This window comes from Bacillus sp. P14.5 (assembly GCF_003316765.1).
Classification (GTDB): Bacteria; Bacillota; Bacilli; order Bacillales; family Bacillaceae_B; genus Rossellomorea.
In genome coordinates, this window is record NZ_NIJF01000041.1 from 1 (window position 1) to 17,314 (window position 17,314).

Annotated in this window: 11 protein-coding genes and 1 pseudogene; 10 read left to right on the top strand and 2 right to left on the bottom strand. The window is 42.1% G+C overall.

Translation table 11 applies throughout. The features are described from left to right. Window positions 1-369: 369 nt before the first annotated feature. On the top strand, window positions 370-1,602 hold the full coding sequence (locus B9Z54_RS04915; protein ID WP_113927378.1) for an FtsW/RodA/SpoVE family cell cycle protein: 1,233 nt from the start codon (window positions 370-372) through the stop codon (window positions 1,600-1,602). A gap of 154 nt (window positions 1,603-1,756) precedes the next feature. Further along, complete coding sequence (pyc, locus tag B9Z54_RS04920) at window positions 1,757-5,197, top strand: pyruvate carboxylase (protein ID WP_113927379.1); 3,441 nt, start codon at window positions 1,757-1,759, stop codon at window positions 5,195-5,197. Between the two features lie 208 nt (window positions 5,198-5,405). Here the strand turns inward: pyc and B9Z54_RS04925 are convergent, their stop codons facing one another. Beyond that, entirely contained in the window at window positions 5,406-6,311 is a 906-nt protein-coding gene (locus B9Z54_RS04925) for a COX15/CtaA family protein (protein ID WP_113927380.1), read from the bottom strand. Between the two features lie 567 nt (window positions 6,312-6,878). Here B9Z54_RS04925 and cyoE point away from each other — a divergent pair. The 8 genes and pseudogenes from cyoE to B9Z54_RS04965 all read left to right on the top strand — a co-directional run bounded on the left by cyoE (window position 6,879) and on the right by B9Z54_RS04965 (window position 15,771). Continuing rightward, a complete protein-coding gene (cyoE, locus tag B9Z54_RS04930; RefSeq protein WP_113927381.1) occupies window positions 6,879-7,793 on the top strand; it encodes a heme o synthase in 915 nt (304 codons plus the stop codon). A 99-nt stretch (window positions 7,794-7,892) separates the two neighbouring features. Then, entirely contained in the window at window positions 7,893-8,972 is a 1,080-nt protein-coding gene (gene coxB / locus B9Z54_RS04935) for a cytochrome c oxidase subunit II (RefSeq protein ID WP_113927382.1), read from the top strand. A 28-nt stretch (window positions 8,973-9,000) separates the two neighbouring features. Beyond that, the gene (gene ctaD, locus B9Z54_RS04940; protein ID WP_113927383.1) at window positions 9,001-10,872 is read left to right on the top strand and encodes a cytochrome c oxidase subunit I; all 1,872 of its coding nucleotides are present in this window, start codon (window positions 9,001-9,003) and stop codon (window positions 10,870-10,872) included. Further along, window positions 10,872-11,501, top strand: coding sequence for a cytochrome (ubi)quinol oxidase subunit III (locus B9Z54_RS04945; RefSeq protein WP_113927384.1), 630 nt, complete (start codon window positions 10,872-10,874; stop codon window positions 11,499-11,501). The genes ctaD and B9Z54_RS04945 overlap by 1 nt, the downstream gene beginning before the upstream one ends. A gap of 4 nt (window positions 11,502-11,505) precedes the next feature. Continuing rightward, window positions 11,506-11,838 (top strand): cytochrome c oxidase subunit IVB, encoded by a 333-nt coding sequence (ctaF, locus tag B9Z54_RS04950; RefSeq protein ID WP_113927385.1) that lies wholly within the window; start codon window positions 11,506-11,508, stop codon window positions 11,836-11,838. A gap of 1,264 nt (window positions 11,839-13,102) precedes the next feature. Next, complete coding sequence (gene ctaG, locus B9Z54_RS04955) at window positions 13,103-14,020, top strand: cytochrome c oxidase assembly factor CtaG (RefSeq protein WP_113927386.1); 918 nt, start codon at window positions 13,103-13,105, stop codon at window positions 14,018-14,020. 38 nt (window positions 14,021-14,058) lie between these two features. Continuing rightward, window positions 14,059-14,519 (top strand): annotated as a pseudogene (locus B9Z54_RS04960) (DUF420 domain-containing protein). Between the two features lie 106 nt (window positions 14,520-14,625). After that, window positions 14,626-15,771 carry a GNAT family N-acetyltransferase gene (locus B9Z54_RS04965; RefSeq protein WP_113927387.1) on the top strand — a complete coding sequence of 382 codons (1,146 nt, stop codon included), beginning with the start codon at window positions 14,626-14,628 and terminating at the stop codon, window positions 15,769-15,771. A gap of 137 nt (window positions 15,772-15,908) precedes the next feature. On the opposite strand, the gene ytvI is transcribed toward B9Z54_RS04965, so the two are convergent. Beyond that, window positions 15,909-16,967: a sporulation integral membrane protein YtvI gene (ytvI, locus tag B9Z54_RS04970; RefSeq protein WP_113927388.1), complete on the bottom strand. Its 1,059-nt coding sequence runs from the start codon at window positions 16,965-16,967 to the stop codon at window positions 15,909-15,911. Between the last annotated feature and the right edge of the window lie 347 nt (window positions 16,968-17,314).

Genomic DNA, 17,314 nt, shown 5'->3' on the forward strand with positions numbered 1-17,314 from the left:
TTTAGAGAGAGAGCTTTCTGCGCTGCATGAAGCTTCGACTAAAAAATAAATACTAGTGAAAACTCAAACAAAAGCATATGATTGTTTGGGTTTTTTACTAGCCTATCAATATTGTTTCTATTTAAAAGGCCCTTTTTTGTAAACTTTGTTGCTATTCTATACTAATTCCGAAAAAATTATAGTACGAAGGAATAATTTAGTATTAATGAAAAGAAAAGAGCTGCTCTTCCCCCATTAGAGAAAAACTCCTGGTATCCGGGGGAAATCCGGCTCTTGGGATTTTCCGAAAGCAACAACATAGGTGAAAACAGCCATTTTAAAAGAGCAGCAGGATTTTTGCTATTTAGATAGAATATTTCTAAAAAAGGGATAGGAAGAGATTATGCTCATAAAAAAATATTAAAATCGTATGATTACTCGTTGGTAGCTGTTTATCTTTTCTTGTGTTTTTTCGGGTTGATCATGATATACAGCGCAAGCATGGTGACAGCGGTAGAGATCTATGGTTACAGCAGTGACCACTTCTATAAAAAACAGCTGTTTAATATTTTAATAGGGTTTGCGGCATTCTTATTTGCTGCTGCATTTCCGTACAAAGCTTTCACAAAGTTCAAGTTCCCTTTAAAAGCAGTGATTTTTGGCACAATCGGGCTCCTTCTGGCTGTCCATTTCATTGGTGTAGAAGTGAATGGGGCACAAAGCTGGATCGACACCGGAATCATGAGGATTCAGCCCTCCGAGTTTGCCAAATTATCAGTGATTATTTATCTCTCTGCAGTTTATGCTAAGAAGCAGGATTACATAGATCAATTGAATGTTGGTGTCATGCCTCCATTACTGCTTTTTGGCTTTATCTGTTTCCTGGTCTTTCTGGAACCGGATTATGGAACGGCGGGAATCATCTTTGTGATCGGCTGTTTTGTTATACTCTGTTCCGGCATTAGCTTTAAAATGTTTTTTAAGCTGGGAGCATTAGGAGCCGGGCTGCTGATATTGGTTTCTCCTCTCATTTATCTGGGCAGGAAGTATATTTTCACTACTGAGAGGGTGGGAAGGATCCATGCCTATCTTGATCCCTTTCAATATGCACAAGGTGACGGATACCAGCTCGTCAACTCCTATTTGGCGATAGGTGCTGGCGGTTTAAAAGGGCTTGGCCTGGGGCAGGGCATCCAAAAGCTTGGATATCTTCCGGAGTCACACACAGACTTCATCATGGCCATCATAGTTGAGGAACTTGGCCTCCTGGGGGTTGCTTTTGTCATCCTGGGGCTTTCCTACATTGTACTCCGGGGCATATACACCGGGGTGAAGAGCCGGGATCCTTTCGGGACAATGCTTGCTGTCGGTATTTCAAGCATGATTGGCCTTCAGGCATTCATCAATCTGGGAGGCGTATCTGGTGTGATACCCATCACAGGAGTCCCGCTGCCTTTTGTCAGTTACGGCGGATCTTCCCTGCTTGTTCTCTCGCTTTCAATGGGAGTACTTGTGAATGTATCGATGTTTGTTAAATATGACGAGAAATACGGCAAGAAAAAAGAGAGTTCTGCCGTCAATGACAGCAGGGAAGTCAAAAATGTTTACAATATCCATCATTAGAAAGAACGGGCTGGTTATTTAAGATATACCTTAGTGATCAGCCCTTCTATATAAGCAGATTTGTTTGAAAAATTAAAATTTTATCATTGATTTTTCAGCAGCTGCATGTTCAATACATAACTCACAAGATTATTGCTTAAAGGAGAGGTAGAATTTGAGGAAATTCAGCAAAGTTTTAGTGGCCAACCGCGGAGAAATCGCAATCCGGGTATTTCGTGCATGTACAGAATTAAATCTAAGGACCGTAGCAGTTTATTCTAAAGAGGATTCAGGTTCCTATCACCGTTATAAAGCCGACGAGGCTTACCTTGTCGGCGAAGGGAAGAAACCGATTGACGCCTATCTGGATATTGAGGGGATCATCGAGATCGCCAAGAAAGCGGATGTTGACGCCATACATCCGGGCTACGGATTTCTGTCCGAGAATATAAATTTTGCGAGAAGATGCGAAGAGGAAGGTATTACGTTTATAGGACCGCATTCTAAACATCTTGATATGTTTGGAGATAAAGTAAAAGCCAGGCAGCAGGCTCAACAGGCTGAAATACCGGTCATACCGGGAAGTGACGGACCGGTCAGAGGGCTTGATGAAGTTGTGCAGTTCGGGAAGGAGCACGGTTATCCCATTATTATCAAGGCTTCACTTGGCGGCGGCGGCAGAGGGATGAGGATTGTTCACGGACCTGACCAGGTGAAAGAATCCTTTGAAAGAGCTAAATCTGAAGCTAAGGCCGCTTTTGGTAATGATGAGGTGTATGTAGAGAAGTTCGTACAAAATCCCAAGCATATTGAGGTTCAGATTTTAGGGGATGAACAAGGGAATATTATCCACTTGTTTGAGAGGGATTGCTCTGTTCAGCGCAGGCACCAGAAAGTGGTGGAAGTTGCACCTTGTGTTTCACTCGATGAAAAACTGAGAGATGAAATATGTGATGCAGCTGTCCAGTTGATGAAAAAAGTAGAATACGTGAATGCCGGAACCGTTGAATTCCTGGTAGCGGATAACCGTTTCTATTTTATAGAGGTAAATCCAAGGGTGCAGGTTGAACATACCATCACTGAAATGATCACAGGTGTGGATATCGTGCAGTCACAGATTATGATTGCAGAAGGAAATGAGCTCCATGGAAGCAGAATCGGCATTCCTGCTCAAGATAAGATAGCGATTCACGGTTATGCGATTCAATCAAGGGTGACCACAGAAGACCCTTTGAATAACTTCATGCCGGATACAGGAAAGATTATGGCTTACAGGTCAGGCGGAGGTTTTGGAGTAAGGCTTGATGCCGGGAATGGATACCAGGGGGCAATCATTACCCCATTCTATGATTCACTGCTCGTGAAGGTATCCACATGGGCATTATCATTTGACCAGGCTGCATCAAAAATGGTCCGCAACCTTCAGGAATTCAGGATAAGGGGGATCAAGACGAACATCCCTTTCCTTGAAAATGTAATTAAACATGACCAATTCCTGACTGGTCAATATGATACTTCCTTTATTGATACAACTCCGCAGTTATTCATATTCCCCAAACGAAAAGACAGGGGAACAAAGATGCTCTCATATATTGGAAATGTCACAGTCAATGGTTTTCCGGGGATTGAAAAAAAGAGGAAGCCGGTGTTTGACAAACCGAGAATCCCGAAAGCTAAAGAATTACCGGATTTACGGAGCGGTACAAAGCAAATTCTTGATGAGCAAGGTCCGGAAGGTATAGTTAACTGGATCAGGGAACAGAACCAAGTCCTCCTGACTGACACCACTTTCAGGGATGCGCATCAATCATTGCTGGCGACGAGGGTCAGAACCACTGATTTAACTTCGATTGCAGAACCTTCTGCCCGTTTGATGCCGGATCTCTTTTCTTATGAGATGTGGGGAGGGGCGACTTTCGATGTGGCTTACCGCTTTCTTAAGGAGGATCCATGGGACAGGCTCATTTCCCTGCGTCAAAGAATTCCAAATGTCCTTTTTCAGATGCTGCTCAGGGCTTCTAATGCGGTTGGATACAAGAATTATCCCGATAATGTAATTAGGGAGTTTGTAGAAAAATCTGCGTTTACGGGTATTGATGTTTTCCGTGTTTTTGACAGCCTTAACTGGGTTCAGGGAATGGAAACAGCCATTGACGCTGTAAGGCAGAATGGCAAGATCGCAGAAGCTGCCATTTGTTACACGGGTGATATAATGGACCCTTCCAGACAAAAGTACGATGTACAGTATTATAAGAATCTCGCCAAGGAGCTGGAAGCCCAAGGAGCCCACATTCTTGCAATCAAAGATATGGCTGGACTTCTAAAGCCTCAGGCAGCCTATCGATTGATATCGGAACTGAAAGACACCGTCGACCTGCCGATACACCTGCACAGCCACGATACAAGCGGTAACGGGATCTATATGTATGCCAAAGCAATCGAGGCAGGGGTGGATATCGTTGATACGGCACTTGGCTCCATGTCCGGATTAACTTCACAGCCAAGTGCAAACTCACTGTATTATGCAGTTAATGGAACTGATAGAGAACCAAAAGTTGATGTGCAGTCTCTTGAAAAACTTTCATACTATTGGGAAGATGTCAGGAAATACTACCGTGACTTTGAAAGCGGCATGATGTCTTCACATACAGAGGTTTATCAGCACGAGATGCCAGGCGGCCAATACAGCAACCTGCAGCAGCAGGCAAAAGCGGTGGGGCTTGGGGACCGCTGGGAAGAAGTCAAAGAAATGTACTCAAGGGTGAACCACCTGTTTGGTGATATTGTCAAAGTGACTCCGTCATCTAAGGTTGTGGGGGATATGGCATTATTCATGGTTCAAAATGACTTGACGGAGACTGATGTATTAGAACGGGGTGAGAAAATCGATTTCCCTGATTCTGTTATTGAACTATTTGAAGGCTATCTGGGACAGCCATATGGAGGGTTTCCGGAAAATCTGCAGAAAGCAATTTTAAAAGGAAAAGAACCCATCACGGTCAGACCTGGGGAATTGCTGGATAATGTAGATTTTGACAAGCTGAAAGAAAAATTGTTCAAGGACCTTGACCGTCAAGTGACGAGCTTTGATGCCATAGCATATGCTCTTTATCCAAAAGTTTTCATGGAATACAGCAAGACGGTGGATACATTTGGCGATATTTCAGTCTTGGATACACCGACTTTCTTGTATGGTATGAGACTGGGTGAAGAAGTAGAGGTGGAGATAGAAACGGGTAAGACCTTGATCGTCAAGCTGATTTCTGTAGGGGAGCCTCAAGCAGATGGAACAAGGATTGTGTATTTCGAGCTGAATGGCCAGGCGCGTGAAGTGGTCATCAAGGATGAAAGCATCAAAGCCTCGGTAACTTTGAAACCAAAGGCAAACCCTAAAAACGAAAACCATATCGGTGCCACCATGCCCGGAACTGTCATTAAGGTAATAACGGAAAAAGGTGAAAGAGTCAGTCAAGGCGACCATCTTCTAATTAACGAAGCAATGAAGATGGAGACGACTGTGCAGGCTCCTTTTACTGGAACGATAAAAGATATCCATGTAAAGGGCGGAGATGCAATTGCCCCTGGAGATTTATTAATAGAAATAGACCGAATCTGACAAAAAAGGATGCCGTCCCCAGAGGGGCGGCATCCTTTTTGGATATTCATATGCTCAATTCTCTTAAACCAGGATGATCTTTTTAAGAAATTGGTTACCCTTATTATCCTGCTGTACCCAGGTATGCAAGAATGAACGAGCTGACTCTCTCTATCTAAGAAACTAAAAGGCTGTTCGCAAGCGGCAACCGGTCCGAAAACAGTCTATTTTATTGACGGAGCTTGCTCCGGGAGGCAAGCAGGATCAAATAGCACAGAAGCCCGAACAAGCAGGAGATAATCAGTGCGTGAGCAAGGGCGATCATAAGATTCAATCTTGTAATTACTGTCAATGCACCTGTAGAAGCCTGAAGCGTGACAAGAATAAAGGCTATGATCCAGCCCCAGTAAATGACTTTCTGATCTTTGTAATTTTTGACAGCGAGATATGCGGCATAAGCAATCCAGAAAAAGATAATGCCAGCAGCGAATCTATGGCCCATCTGAATCCATTCGTACATATTCGAAGGAAGTCCAGGACTGTCGTTAAGGCATAATGGCCAATCACGGCATACAAGGCTTGAGTCTGTATGCCTGACCAAAGCGCCGGTATAAACGACGATATAGCTGTAAAGAGTAATGCCGAGAATGTGGAACCTCATCTTGCGGTCGATGACCACCTTGTCAGCATCGAATTTTTTGTCCACTTCAAATATCAAAAGAGTTAATAATAATACTGCTGCAAAAGAAATCAATGAGATCCCGAAGTGGAGTGCCAGCACAAAATCGGATTGCGCCCATATAACGGCTGCAGCTCCTATAAGTGCCTGAGCGGCAAGGAAGAAAAAAGATAAAGCAGCGAGAAGCTTTGTTTCCCTTTTATGTCCGATGGCTTTCCAGGACCAGACAGCCAGTATAAGAACAAGAATCCCTACACTTCCTGATACCAGCCTGTGAGATAACTCAACGACCAGTTCGAAAGTAATGTTACTTGGGACAAACTCTCCATGACACAGCGGCCATGAACGTCCGCAGCCCATCCCTGAATCGGTTTTGGTTACCAAGGCCCCGCCGAGTAAAACAAAAAGCATTCCCAGGGTTGTTATGACGCTTAACCACTTTAATCCTTTGTGCAATCTATTCACCTACTTTAAATAAACTCTGAGACTTATAATCATAAGAAACAAGACAAACATTTCAAAATGAAGCATTTGTAATAAGGTTTAAAAAGGTATACTGCAAAAATGTACGCCTCTAAGATGATACCGAATAAACCCTCAAAAAACAACAGATAAAATGTTACAGAATAACGAGAATATCACTATGCAATAACTAATGTGAAAGAGTGGAAGTTAAAGAGGATGATGGAATTGTTATAAAAACGTCGAATGTCTGTAAGCGTTTCAATGAAAATTGTGATATGATGATTTTGTGAAATAAACTATAATGTTGGAAGGAAGCTGGATGACACAATATCGCCATATTTCATTCCGTTCTAATTCCCATTTAGAAAAAAATCTGTGGTTTAATATAATATTGACAGCTTGAATTTCAAAATTTTCTCAGGCTGGGCAGATCATTTTTTCGAAGTTAAGTGAGGAAATCTATTAAATTCCCGCGTGGTTATAGAAATGGTTTTGGAATTCCTTTATAGTATAGAGGTGAGGAAAACCTCTGTTATTTAAGAGAGAGGAGGGGGAAAGATGTCTAACAGCAGAGTAATTGCAGATATGAAAGATGCAGATATTCAAGTTACTACAGCCTGGAAAGACTTTTTGGCCCTTATAAAAATTGGCATTGTCAATTCCAATTTGATTACAACATTCACTGGTATGTGGTTAGCCTTTTACTTCACTAATACACATTTTCTAAATTCACTTGATACAATGTTCCTTACTTTGGCAGGATCAGCACTAGTCATGGGCGGAGCTTGCAGCATCAATAACTTTATTGACCGCGATATTGATCATTTGATGGAGAGAACCAAAGGACGCCCTACGGTTACCGGTAAGATTACAGGAAGCAGAGCACTGCTGATCGGGCTGCTTATGATTACGATAGGGACAGTCTTTTTATTTATGACAACTGTGACTGCAGGAGTCATAGGGATTATTGGTATTTTCAGCTATGTTGTTCTTTATACTATGTGGTCGAAGAGGCAGCATGTAAGCAACACGATTGTGGGGAGTATCTCGGGTGCAGTGCCTCCGCTGATTGGATGGGCCGCAGTTGATGCTGACCTCAGTCTGCTGGCATGGATGCTGTTTGCAATAGTATTTATTTGGCAGCCTCCGCATTTTTATGCCTTGGCGATGAAACGCTGTGAAGAATACAGAGCAGCCAATATTCCAATGCTTCCGGTGGTAAAAGGATTTAAAGTTACAAAGCATCATAGTGTTGCATGGGTAGCTGCCCTGCTGCCGATTCCATTCTTCTTGATGGATCTAGGCTTGCCCTTTTTTATTTTAGCCACAGCATTCAACCTTGGATGGTTAGCGCTTGCCCTTTGGGGATATAGAATGAAAGATGATCTTAAATGGGCAAGACTCATGTTTGTTTATTCTCTAAACTATTTGACAATCCTTTTTGTAGCGATGGTCATCGTTACAGTCATTTAATGAATCCGGGAATTCTTTCTATAGGAAATCCATATAAAATAAGTTTCAGTCCTTGTTTTACAAAAAGTACATTACACGAAAGAGGGGTTTGATTAAGCTATGAAAGCAAGGCTATCTAAATGGCGTCTATTATCGCTTTTCACGCTGATGGCGCTCGTTCTTTCCGGCTGTGGAGAGCCATTTGTTTCTACATTACAGCCAGCCGGTGAAGTGGCACAGATGCAATACGATCTTATGATCTTGTCTACCGTAATCATGGTTCTCGTCATACTGGTAGTTGCAGTTGTCTATTTTGTTGCTATTACACGTTTCCGTCGTAAAAAAGGAGACGAAAACAGGATTCCTAAGCAGGTGGAAGGAAGCCACACATTAGAGGTAATCTGGACGACTGTCCCGATCATCCTGCTATTGATCCTTGCTGTTCCTACTGTTTCAGCTACTTTCAAATTGGCGGATACAGAAGCAATGGAAAAGAAAGACGCGGAAGGCAATCGCGAAGCACTTGTGGTTAATGTCCGTGCTAATCTCTACTGGTGGGAATTCGAGTATCCTGATCAAGGTATCATCACTTCCCAGGATCTTGTAGTGCCGACTGACAGAAAAGTTTACTTCAATGTTACAGCTTCTGATGTCAAGCACTCGTTCTGGATTCCGGCAGTTGGAGGTAAGATTGATACAAACGTTGATAATGTCAACACGTTCTTCCTTGAGTTTGACAGTGATGCAGCTGAAGAAGTTGAAAGTGTATTCTACGGAAAGTGTGCTGAACTCTGCGGACCATCACATGCATTGATGGATTTTAAAGTTAAAGCAATTTCCCAAGATGATTTCAACAGCTGGACAACAGCTATGCAAGATACAGAAGAACAAGCTCCTACAACTGAACTTGCTCAGGAAGGACAAGAAATCTTCAACCAAAAATGTTTAAGCTGCCACGCAGTATCAGGTGTGGATGAAAGACCTGAACAGGCACGTCTTGCACCTAACCTTGCCAACTTTGGCGAGCGTACACGTGTAGCAGGCTTCCTTGAGCATAATGAAGAAGAAATTAAAAACTGGCTGAAAGATCCAGAACAATACAAACCTGGAAACAAGATGACAGGAACGTATGAAGAACTGGATGAACAGGAGCTGGACGCCCTTGCAGAATATCTGATGGGCTTAAAAGTACAAGATTAATTGGGGAAAGTAAAAGGGAGGTTTAATCGTGAGTAGCTATGCACAAAAGAAAGGCTTCGGCGCCACTCTTTGGGACTATCTGACAACAGTGGACCACAAGAAAATAGCTATACTCTACCTGGTATCAGGAGGATTCTTCTTCTTGCTGGGTGGACTTGAAGCCTTGATAATACGTATTCAGCTTGCTGTTCCAAACAGTGATTTTATCAGCGCAGGCTTATACAATGAAGTTCTGACCATGCACGGAACGACGATGATATTCCTGGCAGCCATGCCGCTTATATTCGCATTCTTAAATGCCATTGTTCCTTTGCAAATAGGTGCACGTGACGTTGCATTTCCATTCTTGAACTCACTTGGTTTCTGGCTCTTCTTCTTTGGAGGAGTATTCTTAAACCTTTCTTGGTTCCTGGGTGGCGCTCCTGATGCTGGATGGACATCCTATGCATCTTTATCACTGCATTCAGAAGGCCATGGAATTGACTTCTATGTCTTAGGCCTTCAGATTTCTGGGGCCGGTACGCTTATTGGCGGTATCAACTTTTTGGTAACGATCATTACTATGCGTGCTCCAGGGATGACTTACATGCGACTGCCTTTGTTCACTTGGACGGCATTCGTTACATCCGCACTGATTTTATTCGCATTCCCGGCTTTGACTATCGGGTTGTTCCTTATGATGTTTGACCGTATGTTCGGTTCTAATTTCTTTGATTCAGCAGCTGGAGGAAACACAATTATCTGGGAACATTTCTTCTGGATTTTTGGACATCCTGAGGTATACATCCTGATCCTGCCTGCATTCGGTATTTTCTCTGAAATTATCCCAACATTCGCAAGAAAGCGTTTGTTTGGTTATTCTTCAATGGTCTTCGCGACAGTACTTATTGGTTTCTTAGGATTCATGGTATGGGCTCACCATATGTTCACAGTTGGTCTGGGACCTATCGCGAACGCAATCTTTGCTGTTGCAACAATGGCTATCGCTGTTCCTACAGGAATTAAGATATTCAACTGGCTGTTAACCCTTTGGGGCGGAAGCATTTCCTTTACAACTCCGATGCTTTATGCGGTATCTTTTATTCCGTCATTTACCGCAGGTGGTGTAACAGGTGTCATGCTTGCATCCGCAGCTGCTGATTATCAGTTCCATGATACTTATTTCGTTGTAGCTCACTTCCACTATGTAATCGTGGGCGGAGTAGTATTTGCACTATTGGCTGGAACGCATTTCTATTGGCCTAAAATGTTTGGTACAATGTTGAATGAATTCCTGGGGAAGATTTCTTTCTGGTTATTCTTTATCGGATTCCATTTAACATTCTTTATCCAGCATTTCCTTGGACTCATGGGGATGCCGCGCCGAATCTGGAAATTCTTGCCTGGTCAAGGTTTCGAAACAGGAAACCTGGTAAGTTCCATCGGAGCCGCATTCATGGGAGTGGCAGTTCTGGTATTGCTTTACAACATCATCATGACTCAGGTCAAAGGTGTGAAAGTCGGCAACGATCCTTGGGGAGACGGCCGTACATTAGAATGGGCAATTCCATCTCCTCCTCCATTCTATAACTTCAAGCAAACACCGCTTGTCCGCGGATTGGATGCTTGGTGGTTAGAGAAGATGGAAGGGAAGAAAGAATATACTCCGGCAGAACCGCTTGGAGACATTCATATGCCAAACAATTCATTCCTTCCGTTTGTTATCTCACTTGGATTATTCATAGCTGCATTCGGGGCAATGTACAGAGTGGATGACAAGGCATGGGCGATTCCTGTCCTTGTAATTGGAATGCTGATTACTCTCGGAGCTATGTTCTTGAGATCAGTAATTGATGATCACGGCTACCATGTTCATAAAGAAGACCTTCTTGACGATTCTGACAAAGGAGGTAATGCATAATGCATAATGAAGAAAAGTTCACTCCAAAAACATGGCCTGCGGCTCCCGAAAAGGCAACTTTGGAAGCTAAGAATAAGTTCATGGGGTTCTGGTTTTTCCTTGGCGGGGAAACAGTATTGTTTGCTTCCCTGTTTGCTACTTATCTTGCATTGAAAGACAGTGTTCCAAGTCCTGATCATGCGCTTGCGAAAGATATCTTCGACCTTCCGCTGGCTTTTATAGCAACCATGTTATTATTGACCAGTTCACTAACAAGCGTATATGCTATGTACCATATGAAAAACTATAACTTCAAGGGTATGCAGGCTTGGCTTCTGATTACAGTTTTGCTTGGTTTTGCTTTCCTTGTACTGGAAATTTATGAGTTTTATCATTATGTTCATGCATATGGGCATACATTTACAAGCAGTGCCTTTGGTTCCGCCTTCTATACCTTAGTCGGCTTCCATGGTGCCCACGTTGCTTTCGGTCTGATGTGGATCATTTCATTGATGGTCCGAAATGCGAAACGCGGACTAAGCTTGTATAACGCACCAAAATTTTATGTAGCAAGTTTATACTGGCACTTTATTGATGTCGTGTGGGTGTTCATCTTCACGGTAGTATATCTAATGGGAATGGTGGGATAAACTGATGGCGAATGTACAATCAAATTCAGGTAACCCAAGTGTAGATTACGAATATCGCCGCAAGAAAAACGCAGAAGACATGAGAATGCAGGTAGTATCGTTTGCTCTGATGATCTTCTTGACTTTGACGGCATTCGTGGCAGTTGCAGGTGGTTTTTCTAAATGGTTTGTTATACCATTTATCCTTCTGCTGGCAGCTGTGCAGCTGATATTCCAATTGTATTATTTCATGCACATGAGCCACAAAGGACATGAAGCTCCAGCATTGTTCCTGTATTCAGGAGCGTTGGTTGGGTTCATTACCATCTTGGCTTTCATGACAATCGTCTGGATCTAATGAATAAAACCCTTGAAACTGCAATGGCAGTTTCAAGGGTTTTCTTTTTTTGCTCTTTAGCAAAAATTGTGGCTCTTGAGAAAAATAATGGATTTCCCCTCCAGGAGTAAGCTCCGCGGGGCGGGCGGTGAAGCAAAAGTAGAAGCGGCCGAGCAGCGACGTACAGATTTCAGGGCTCTCATATAAGATAAAGGAATCACAATGATCGTAGTGAGTTGATGTTGACTTATCGCAAGGAGGAGGCAGGGAAGTATGCTAGCCGTTGGGGCCATGCAGTTAGATTAGCAAGGAGAGAGAACGAAATCTGCTAGTCGGTGGCCGCTGGAGCTAGATTGGCCTCCTCGGCTGCGCCTGTATAAAAAGTGAAAGCAGCCTGCTCAGTCCCGACAGGCCAATGTTCCAAAGCAAAAAAAGGTGGTCTTTGCTTTTATCCGCTTGGGTTTATTTGAACCCGAGGGACTGGGCCAGGAACTAGACGACGCTAGTCTCGCAGGAGTCGTACGCCTGCAGCGAAGTTTCCCCTGCGTAAAAGTGACTGAAAATAAAATGCGAAAATAATATAAAACGGAGGCATTCTTGTAAAACAAAATGCACCTTAAATAGCAAATGACAGAACTTTTTGTTCTTCAAAATTAGGGAAGGATTTCCTAAACACATTCAATCCCAATATAAATCTTTAAGAGAGTAGTTAATAATTAAAAATCTTACAATAATTTTATTGGAACGGAAGGTGCGTGACCTCCTGCGGGACTAGCGTGACAGGTGAGACCCCACAGGCAAAGCCGAGGAGGCTCACCGCACGCCCCGCGGAGTCACGCACCTGGAGTGGAAATCAATAGACATTGTTTTAAGGTGCGGATCACTCAATCATTTCCTTGGTTAATTAGAAGATTGTACTTCAAAACAGTACCCGTTATACGAATACAGCCTTTTTTGCATGCCATTAGGTGAGGCACTGTCAATGAATGTCATGGATTTTCTGTAATAAGTTAAACACAACAAGATAATTCTCTCTATATAAGATGGTGATAAGTTTCCATGTGCAACTCATCTGTACAATTTTTAAGCATACCCTGCGCATTGATCCTTGCATGTCCATATAAAAATCATGAGATCTTGAAGTAGCTGCTATGCTAATGATGACAGTGGAAGAGAGCATGGCTGCTATGGGAAATGTCATGAACTTGTCAAGAGCTGGCGTTGAACTGTTGTAAGGGTCAACGTATAATAAAGATGAGCATTCCTAGGAAATGAGGTATTCATTATGCATTTAGGTATATTCGGATTTTTTGCACTGTGGAGTCCGTTATTTATAATTACAATCTTATTCATTACTGCTGTATATTTCTTAATAACCATTAAGTGGAGGGGCAGTTTTCAAGAGAGTGAGCCGCTTACTGTTAAACAAGCAGCCTGCTTTTTAATCTCTATGATACTACTCTATGCTATTAAAGGTTCCCCTGTGGAAGTGATGAGCACTATGCTGTTTTCCGTCCATATGACCCAGATGGCGACTCTTTACCTGGTATTCACACCGTTGTTTATCCTTGGTATTCCTTCCTGGGTGTGGAAGAGCGTGGTGAAGCTTCCGGTAATCAAACCGGTCATGTCATTCATGACAAAACCGCTGATTGCCCTTGTTTCATTCAATATTTTGTTCTCTGTTTACCATATACCGGGGGTTTTTGACAATGTCAGGACAGATGTGACCTTGCATGGTTTGTTCACATTCATCTTATTCCTCCTGGCAATCTTTATGTGGTGGCCGCTGCTTAACCCTGCAGATAATAAAATTGACTTGCACGGCCTGAAAAAAATCGGCTATATCCTTGGAAGTGCCGTACTGTTGACTCCAGCATGCGGACTAATCATCTTTGCCGATAATCCGCTTTATGCCACTTATTATGATCCTACAGAGTGGTTAAAAGCTTTGGCCCTGTGTGTCCCTGCAAACACTCTGTCCGGTTTGAACTTAAGCGGTCCGGAATTATTTACTTCCATGTCACTTGAAAATGATCAGCAGCTAGGCGGCGTAGTCATGAAAATCATTCAGGAAATTGTTTTTGGGTTTGTGCTCGCCAGCTTATTCTTCCAATGGTATAAAAAAGATCAGGCAGAAGCCGATGAAACCATGAAGCAATATGAAAATGGAGAATTCACTAATCCAAGACCTGTTGAATAAGAAGCGTTTCTACCATATAGAGAAGAGAGGAAGAAATCATGTCTTTACCTATTTTACCTACTATCAGCACCACATTTATCGTTTTAAGTGCCATTACTGTGGCTATAGGCTGGTGGCAGATTAAACAACGAAAGATTGAAGCTCATAAAAAACAATGTTTATGGCAGCTGTTTTCGCTTTAACTTTCTTTATTATTTATGTTAGCCGGACTATCTTTGTTGGAAATACTGCATTTGGCGGTCCTGCTGATATAAAAATCTACTACACCCTATTTTTGATTTTTCATATCACCTTGGCTACAACCGGAGCGGTCTTTGGTCTGGTGACTTTATGGACAGGGTACAAAGCTAATTATGAAAGACACAGAAAATTGGGGCCAATTACAAGTATCATTTGGTTCTTCACGGCCACTACGGGTGTAGCTGTATACTCATTGTTATATGTCATTTATGAAGGCGGAGAAACAACATCTGTTATCAAAGCGATCCTAGGCTTTTAATAGCAAGGTAATGTAAGGAGCCGGTGAATTTTCCGGCTCCTTTTTGTGAACGCTGAAGGGATTATACCTTTATTTATAGAATTATTTATGATGAGGTGAAATGAGTATGACAATTAAAAGACTGGACAAACATTCTTATGAAGAAACGTTAAATTTATCGATGTATGCGTTTCAGTACAATGTTCCTGAAGAGGAAAAAGAAAAAAGATTTAAGCAGTTGGATCAACATGAATTATATGGCATTGAGATTGAAGAAAATCTTGCAGCGAAACTCCACCTGTTGTCATTGAATGTTTTCCTGGGAGAGAAGGAGTTTAAAATGGGAGGTATAGCCGGAGTGGCAACCTACCCTGAATATAGAAGAAAAGGAATGGTGCATGATTTATTAACCTTTACTCTGGAACGGATGAGAGAAAAAGGTCAAACTCTTTCAATGCTTCATCCTTTCTCGATAGCGTTCTATCGGAAATATGGCTGGGAATTGTTCGCCACTTTAAAAAAGGTAAAAGTACCAAAGGCGGAAATGAAAATGTTTGAGCATGCCCCCGGGACAGTAAGGAGATTCAACAAAGAAAGCTATCCTGATAAATTAGAGGAAATATACAGGCGGTATGCCAAAGGGTACAGCGGCATGCTGGCAAGGGATAGTGAGTGGTGGAAGGATAGATCCATAACGACTCTCCATGTTGCCATTTACTCCAACGATAAAGGAGAAGAGACAGGATATATTCTTTATAAGATCAAGGAAGAAAAGATGAAAGTTGAGGAGTTTATACCACTGAACGCTGAAGCAAGAAACGGCTTATGGAATTTCATCTGCCAGCACGACTCCATGCTTACAGAAGTGGAATTAGTATTGCATCCTGGTGATCCATTACCCTTTCTGCTTGATAATCCAAAAACAAAAACAGAGCTGCATCCTTATTTCATGGCAAGGGTAGTGGATGTCACACAATTCTTTCGATTATATTTCCCTTCTTTTAATGGAGAATTATCGATGCAGATCAATGATAAATATGCTCCTTGGAATAACGGAAAGTTTCTCATGACGAACAAAGAAATCAAGAGCATGTCTCCTGAACATGAAGTAGACCTGGAGTTGGACATCAATGTTTTAATTCCGCTGTTTTTCGGGACTTATTCTGCCGCAGAGCTTTTTAATATGGGGCTCATTAAAGGAAATGCAGAGAAAATATTTATTTTAAATGAAAATCTTCATTCACGACCTGGTTTCTTTATCGATTTTTTCTAAAGGAGCAATCTGAAAAAAGAGGCATTTTTGAAGGCGTATATGAAACGTATTGTCCTCAAAAAAGAGGCAGGTCGCTAATGACCTGCCTCTTTCTATATAAGATTATTGAGCCGGAAAGTGCTGATTAAGTTTCTGAATCAAATTTTGAAGTTCATTTTAATGATTCCCGCTTCCTTAGCGGAATTGAACACGATTAAAATCAAAGGTCCCAATATGAAACCGAGAACACCCAGCAGCTTTAACCCCAAATACATCGCAATTAGTGTGGCTAGTGGGGAGAGGCCGATGTGGCTTCCCATCACTTTGGGTTCTACTGTCCTCCGGATAATCAGTAGGACCGCCGCAAGGATTGCAAGCTCTGTTCCTAAAGTGAGGTTTCCTGATAATAGGTGGAATATGGCCCAAGGAGCCAGCACAACGATTGATCCTATCAATGGAATGAAATCAATGATCCATATGATGATCGACATGACGATGGCCACTTCAGGAGAAATAAAGAGAAGGCCGATCAGTGCAGCTACAAAGATTATAATACTTACCAGGAACTGTGCTTTAAAGAATCCGAATATAACATAGGAAAGCCTGGAAGTCATAAAGTTCACTTTTTCTGCAGTTTTTTCCGTAAGATGGTTAAAAATGGTCTGCTTTATCCTCGGAAGGTCAAGCATGAACATGAACAATGCTATTAAAAATACAAGGAAACTGACTAAGTAGTTAGGAATGTAGGCGAGAAATGCACTGATTTTCTCTATATCTAAATACTCTTTCAAGCTGCTTTTGAAGCTGTTCAAAAAGTCTTGGACCTCTCTGCTTGTTTCAGTGACAATTTCTATTGGCAGGTCCTTTGCCGCATTAGTAAATTGTTTCTCATAAGACAGCCAGATATCACTTAACTGATTGATATATAAGGGAATATCCTCTACAAGTTTAACACCTTCACCAACGACTTTCGTAATCACAAAGTATGAAACCACACCGATTGAGAGAATAAAAATGATAAAGACGATTAAGACAGCAAGCTTCCTTTTGATCTTAAATCTTCTTTCAAGCATTTTTACTGCAGGGTCAAGCAATAGTGCGGTGACAATGGCGGTTATAAGAGGGATGGAAACAGGGAGGATATAATAAAGCAATAAACTAATTAAAATGACTGAGATTGCAATCAAAATCATTTTCTTGGAAAGAAACTTTGTCAATTTGGTGCCCCTTTCTTCTTATGTACCTATATAACTATTATATTACAATACAGCCTATACTGAATAGAGCACAGCTTCTAATTCCACATTTTTTTCTGTTTGCTCTTTTCTTCATAAAAGGCTGCTGTTTTCGCTAAGGTGGTGGTTGTTGAAAAAATCGATTTCCACTCGGGCACCTGGGTCCAGAGGTGCTAGGTGCGCAAATAGAAACCCGCTAGTCCTGCAGGGGGCCGCACGCCTTCCCCTCCAATCAATAGGGGGCGGGTAAAATGGCACCCGGGTTTTCGAATAAATGGTTTCTTGCGGATTCCCCCTGGATACTAAGGTGTTTCTTTCTAAAAGGGGAG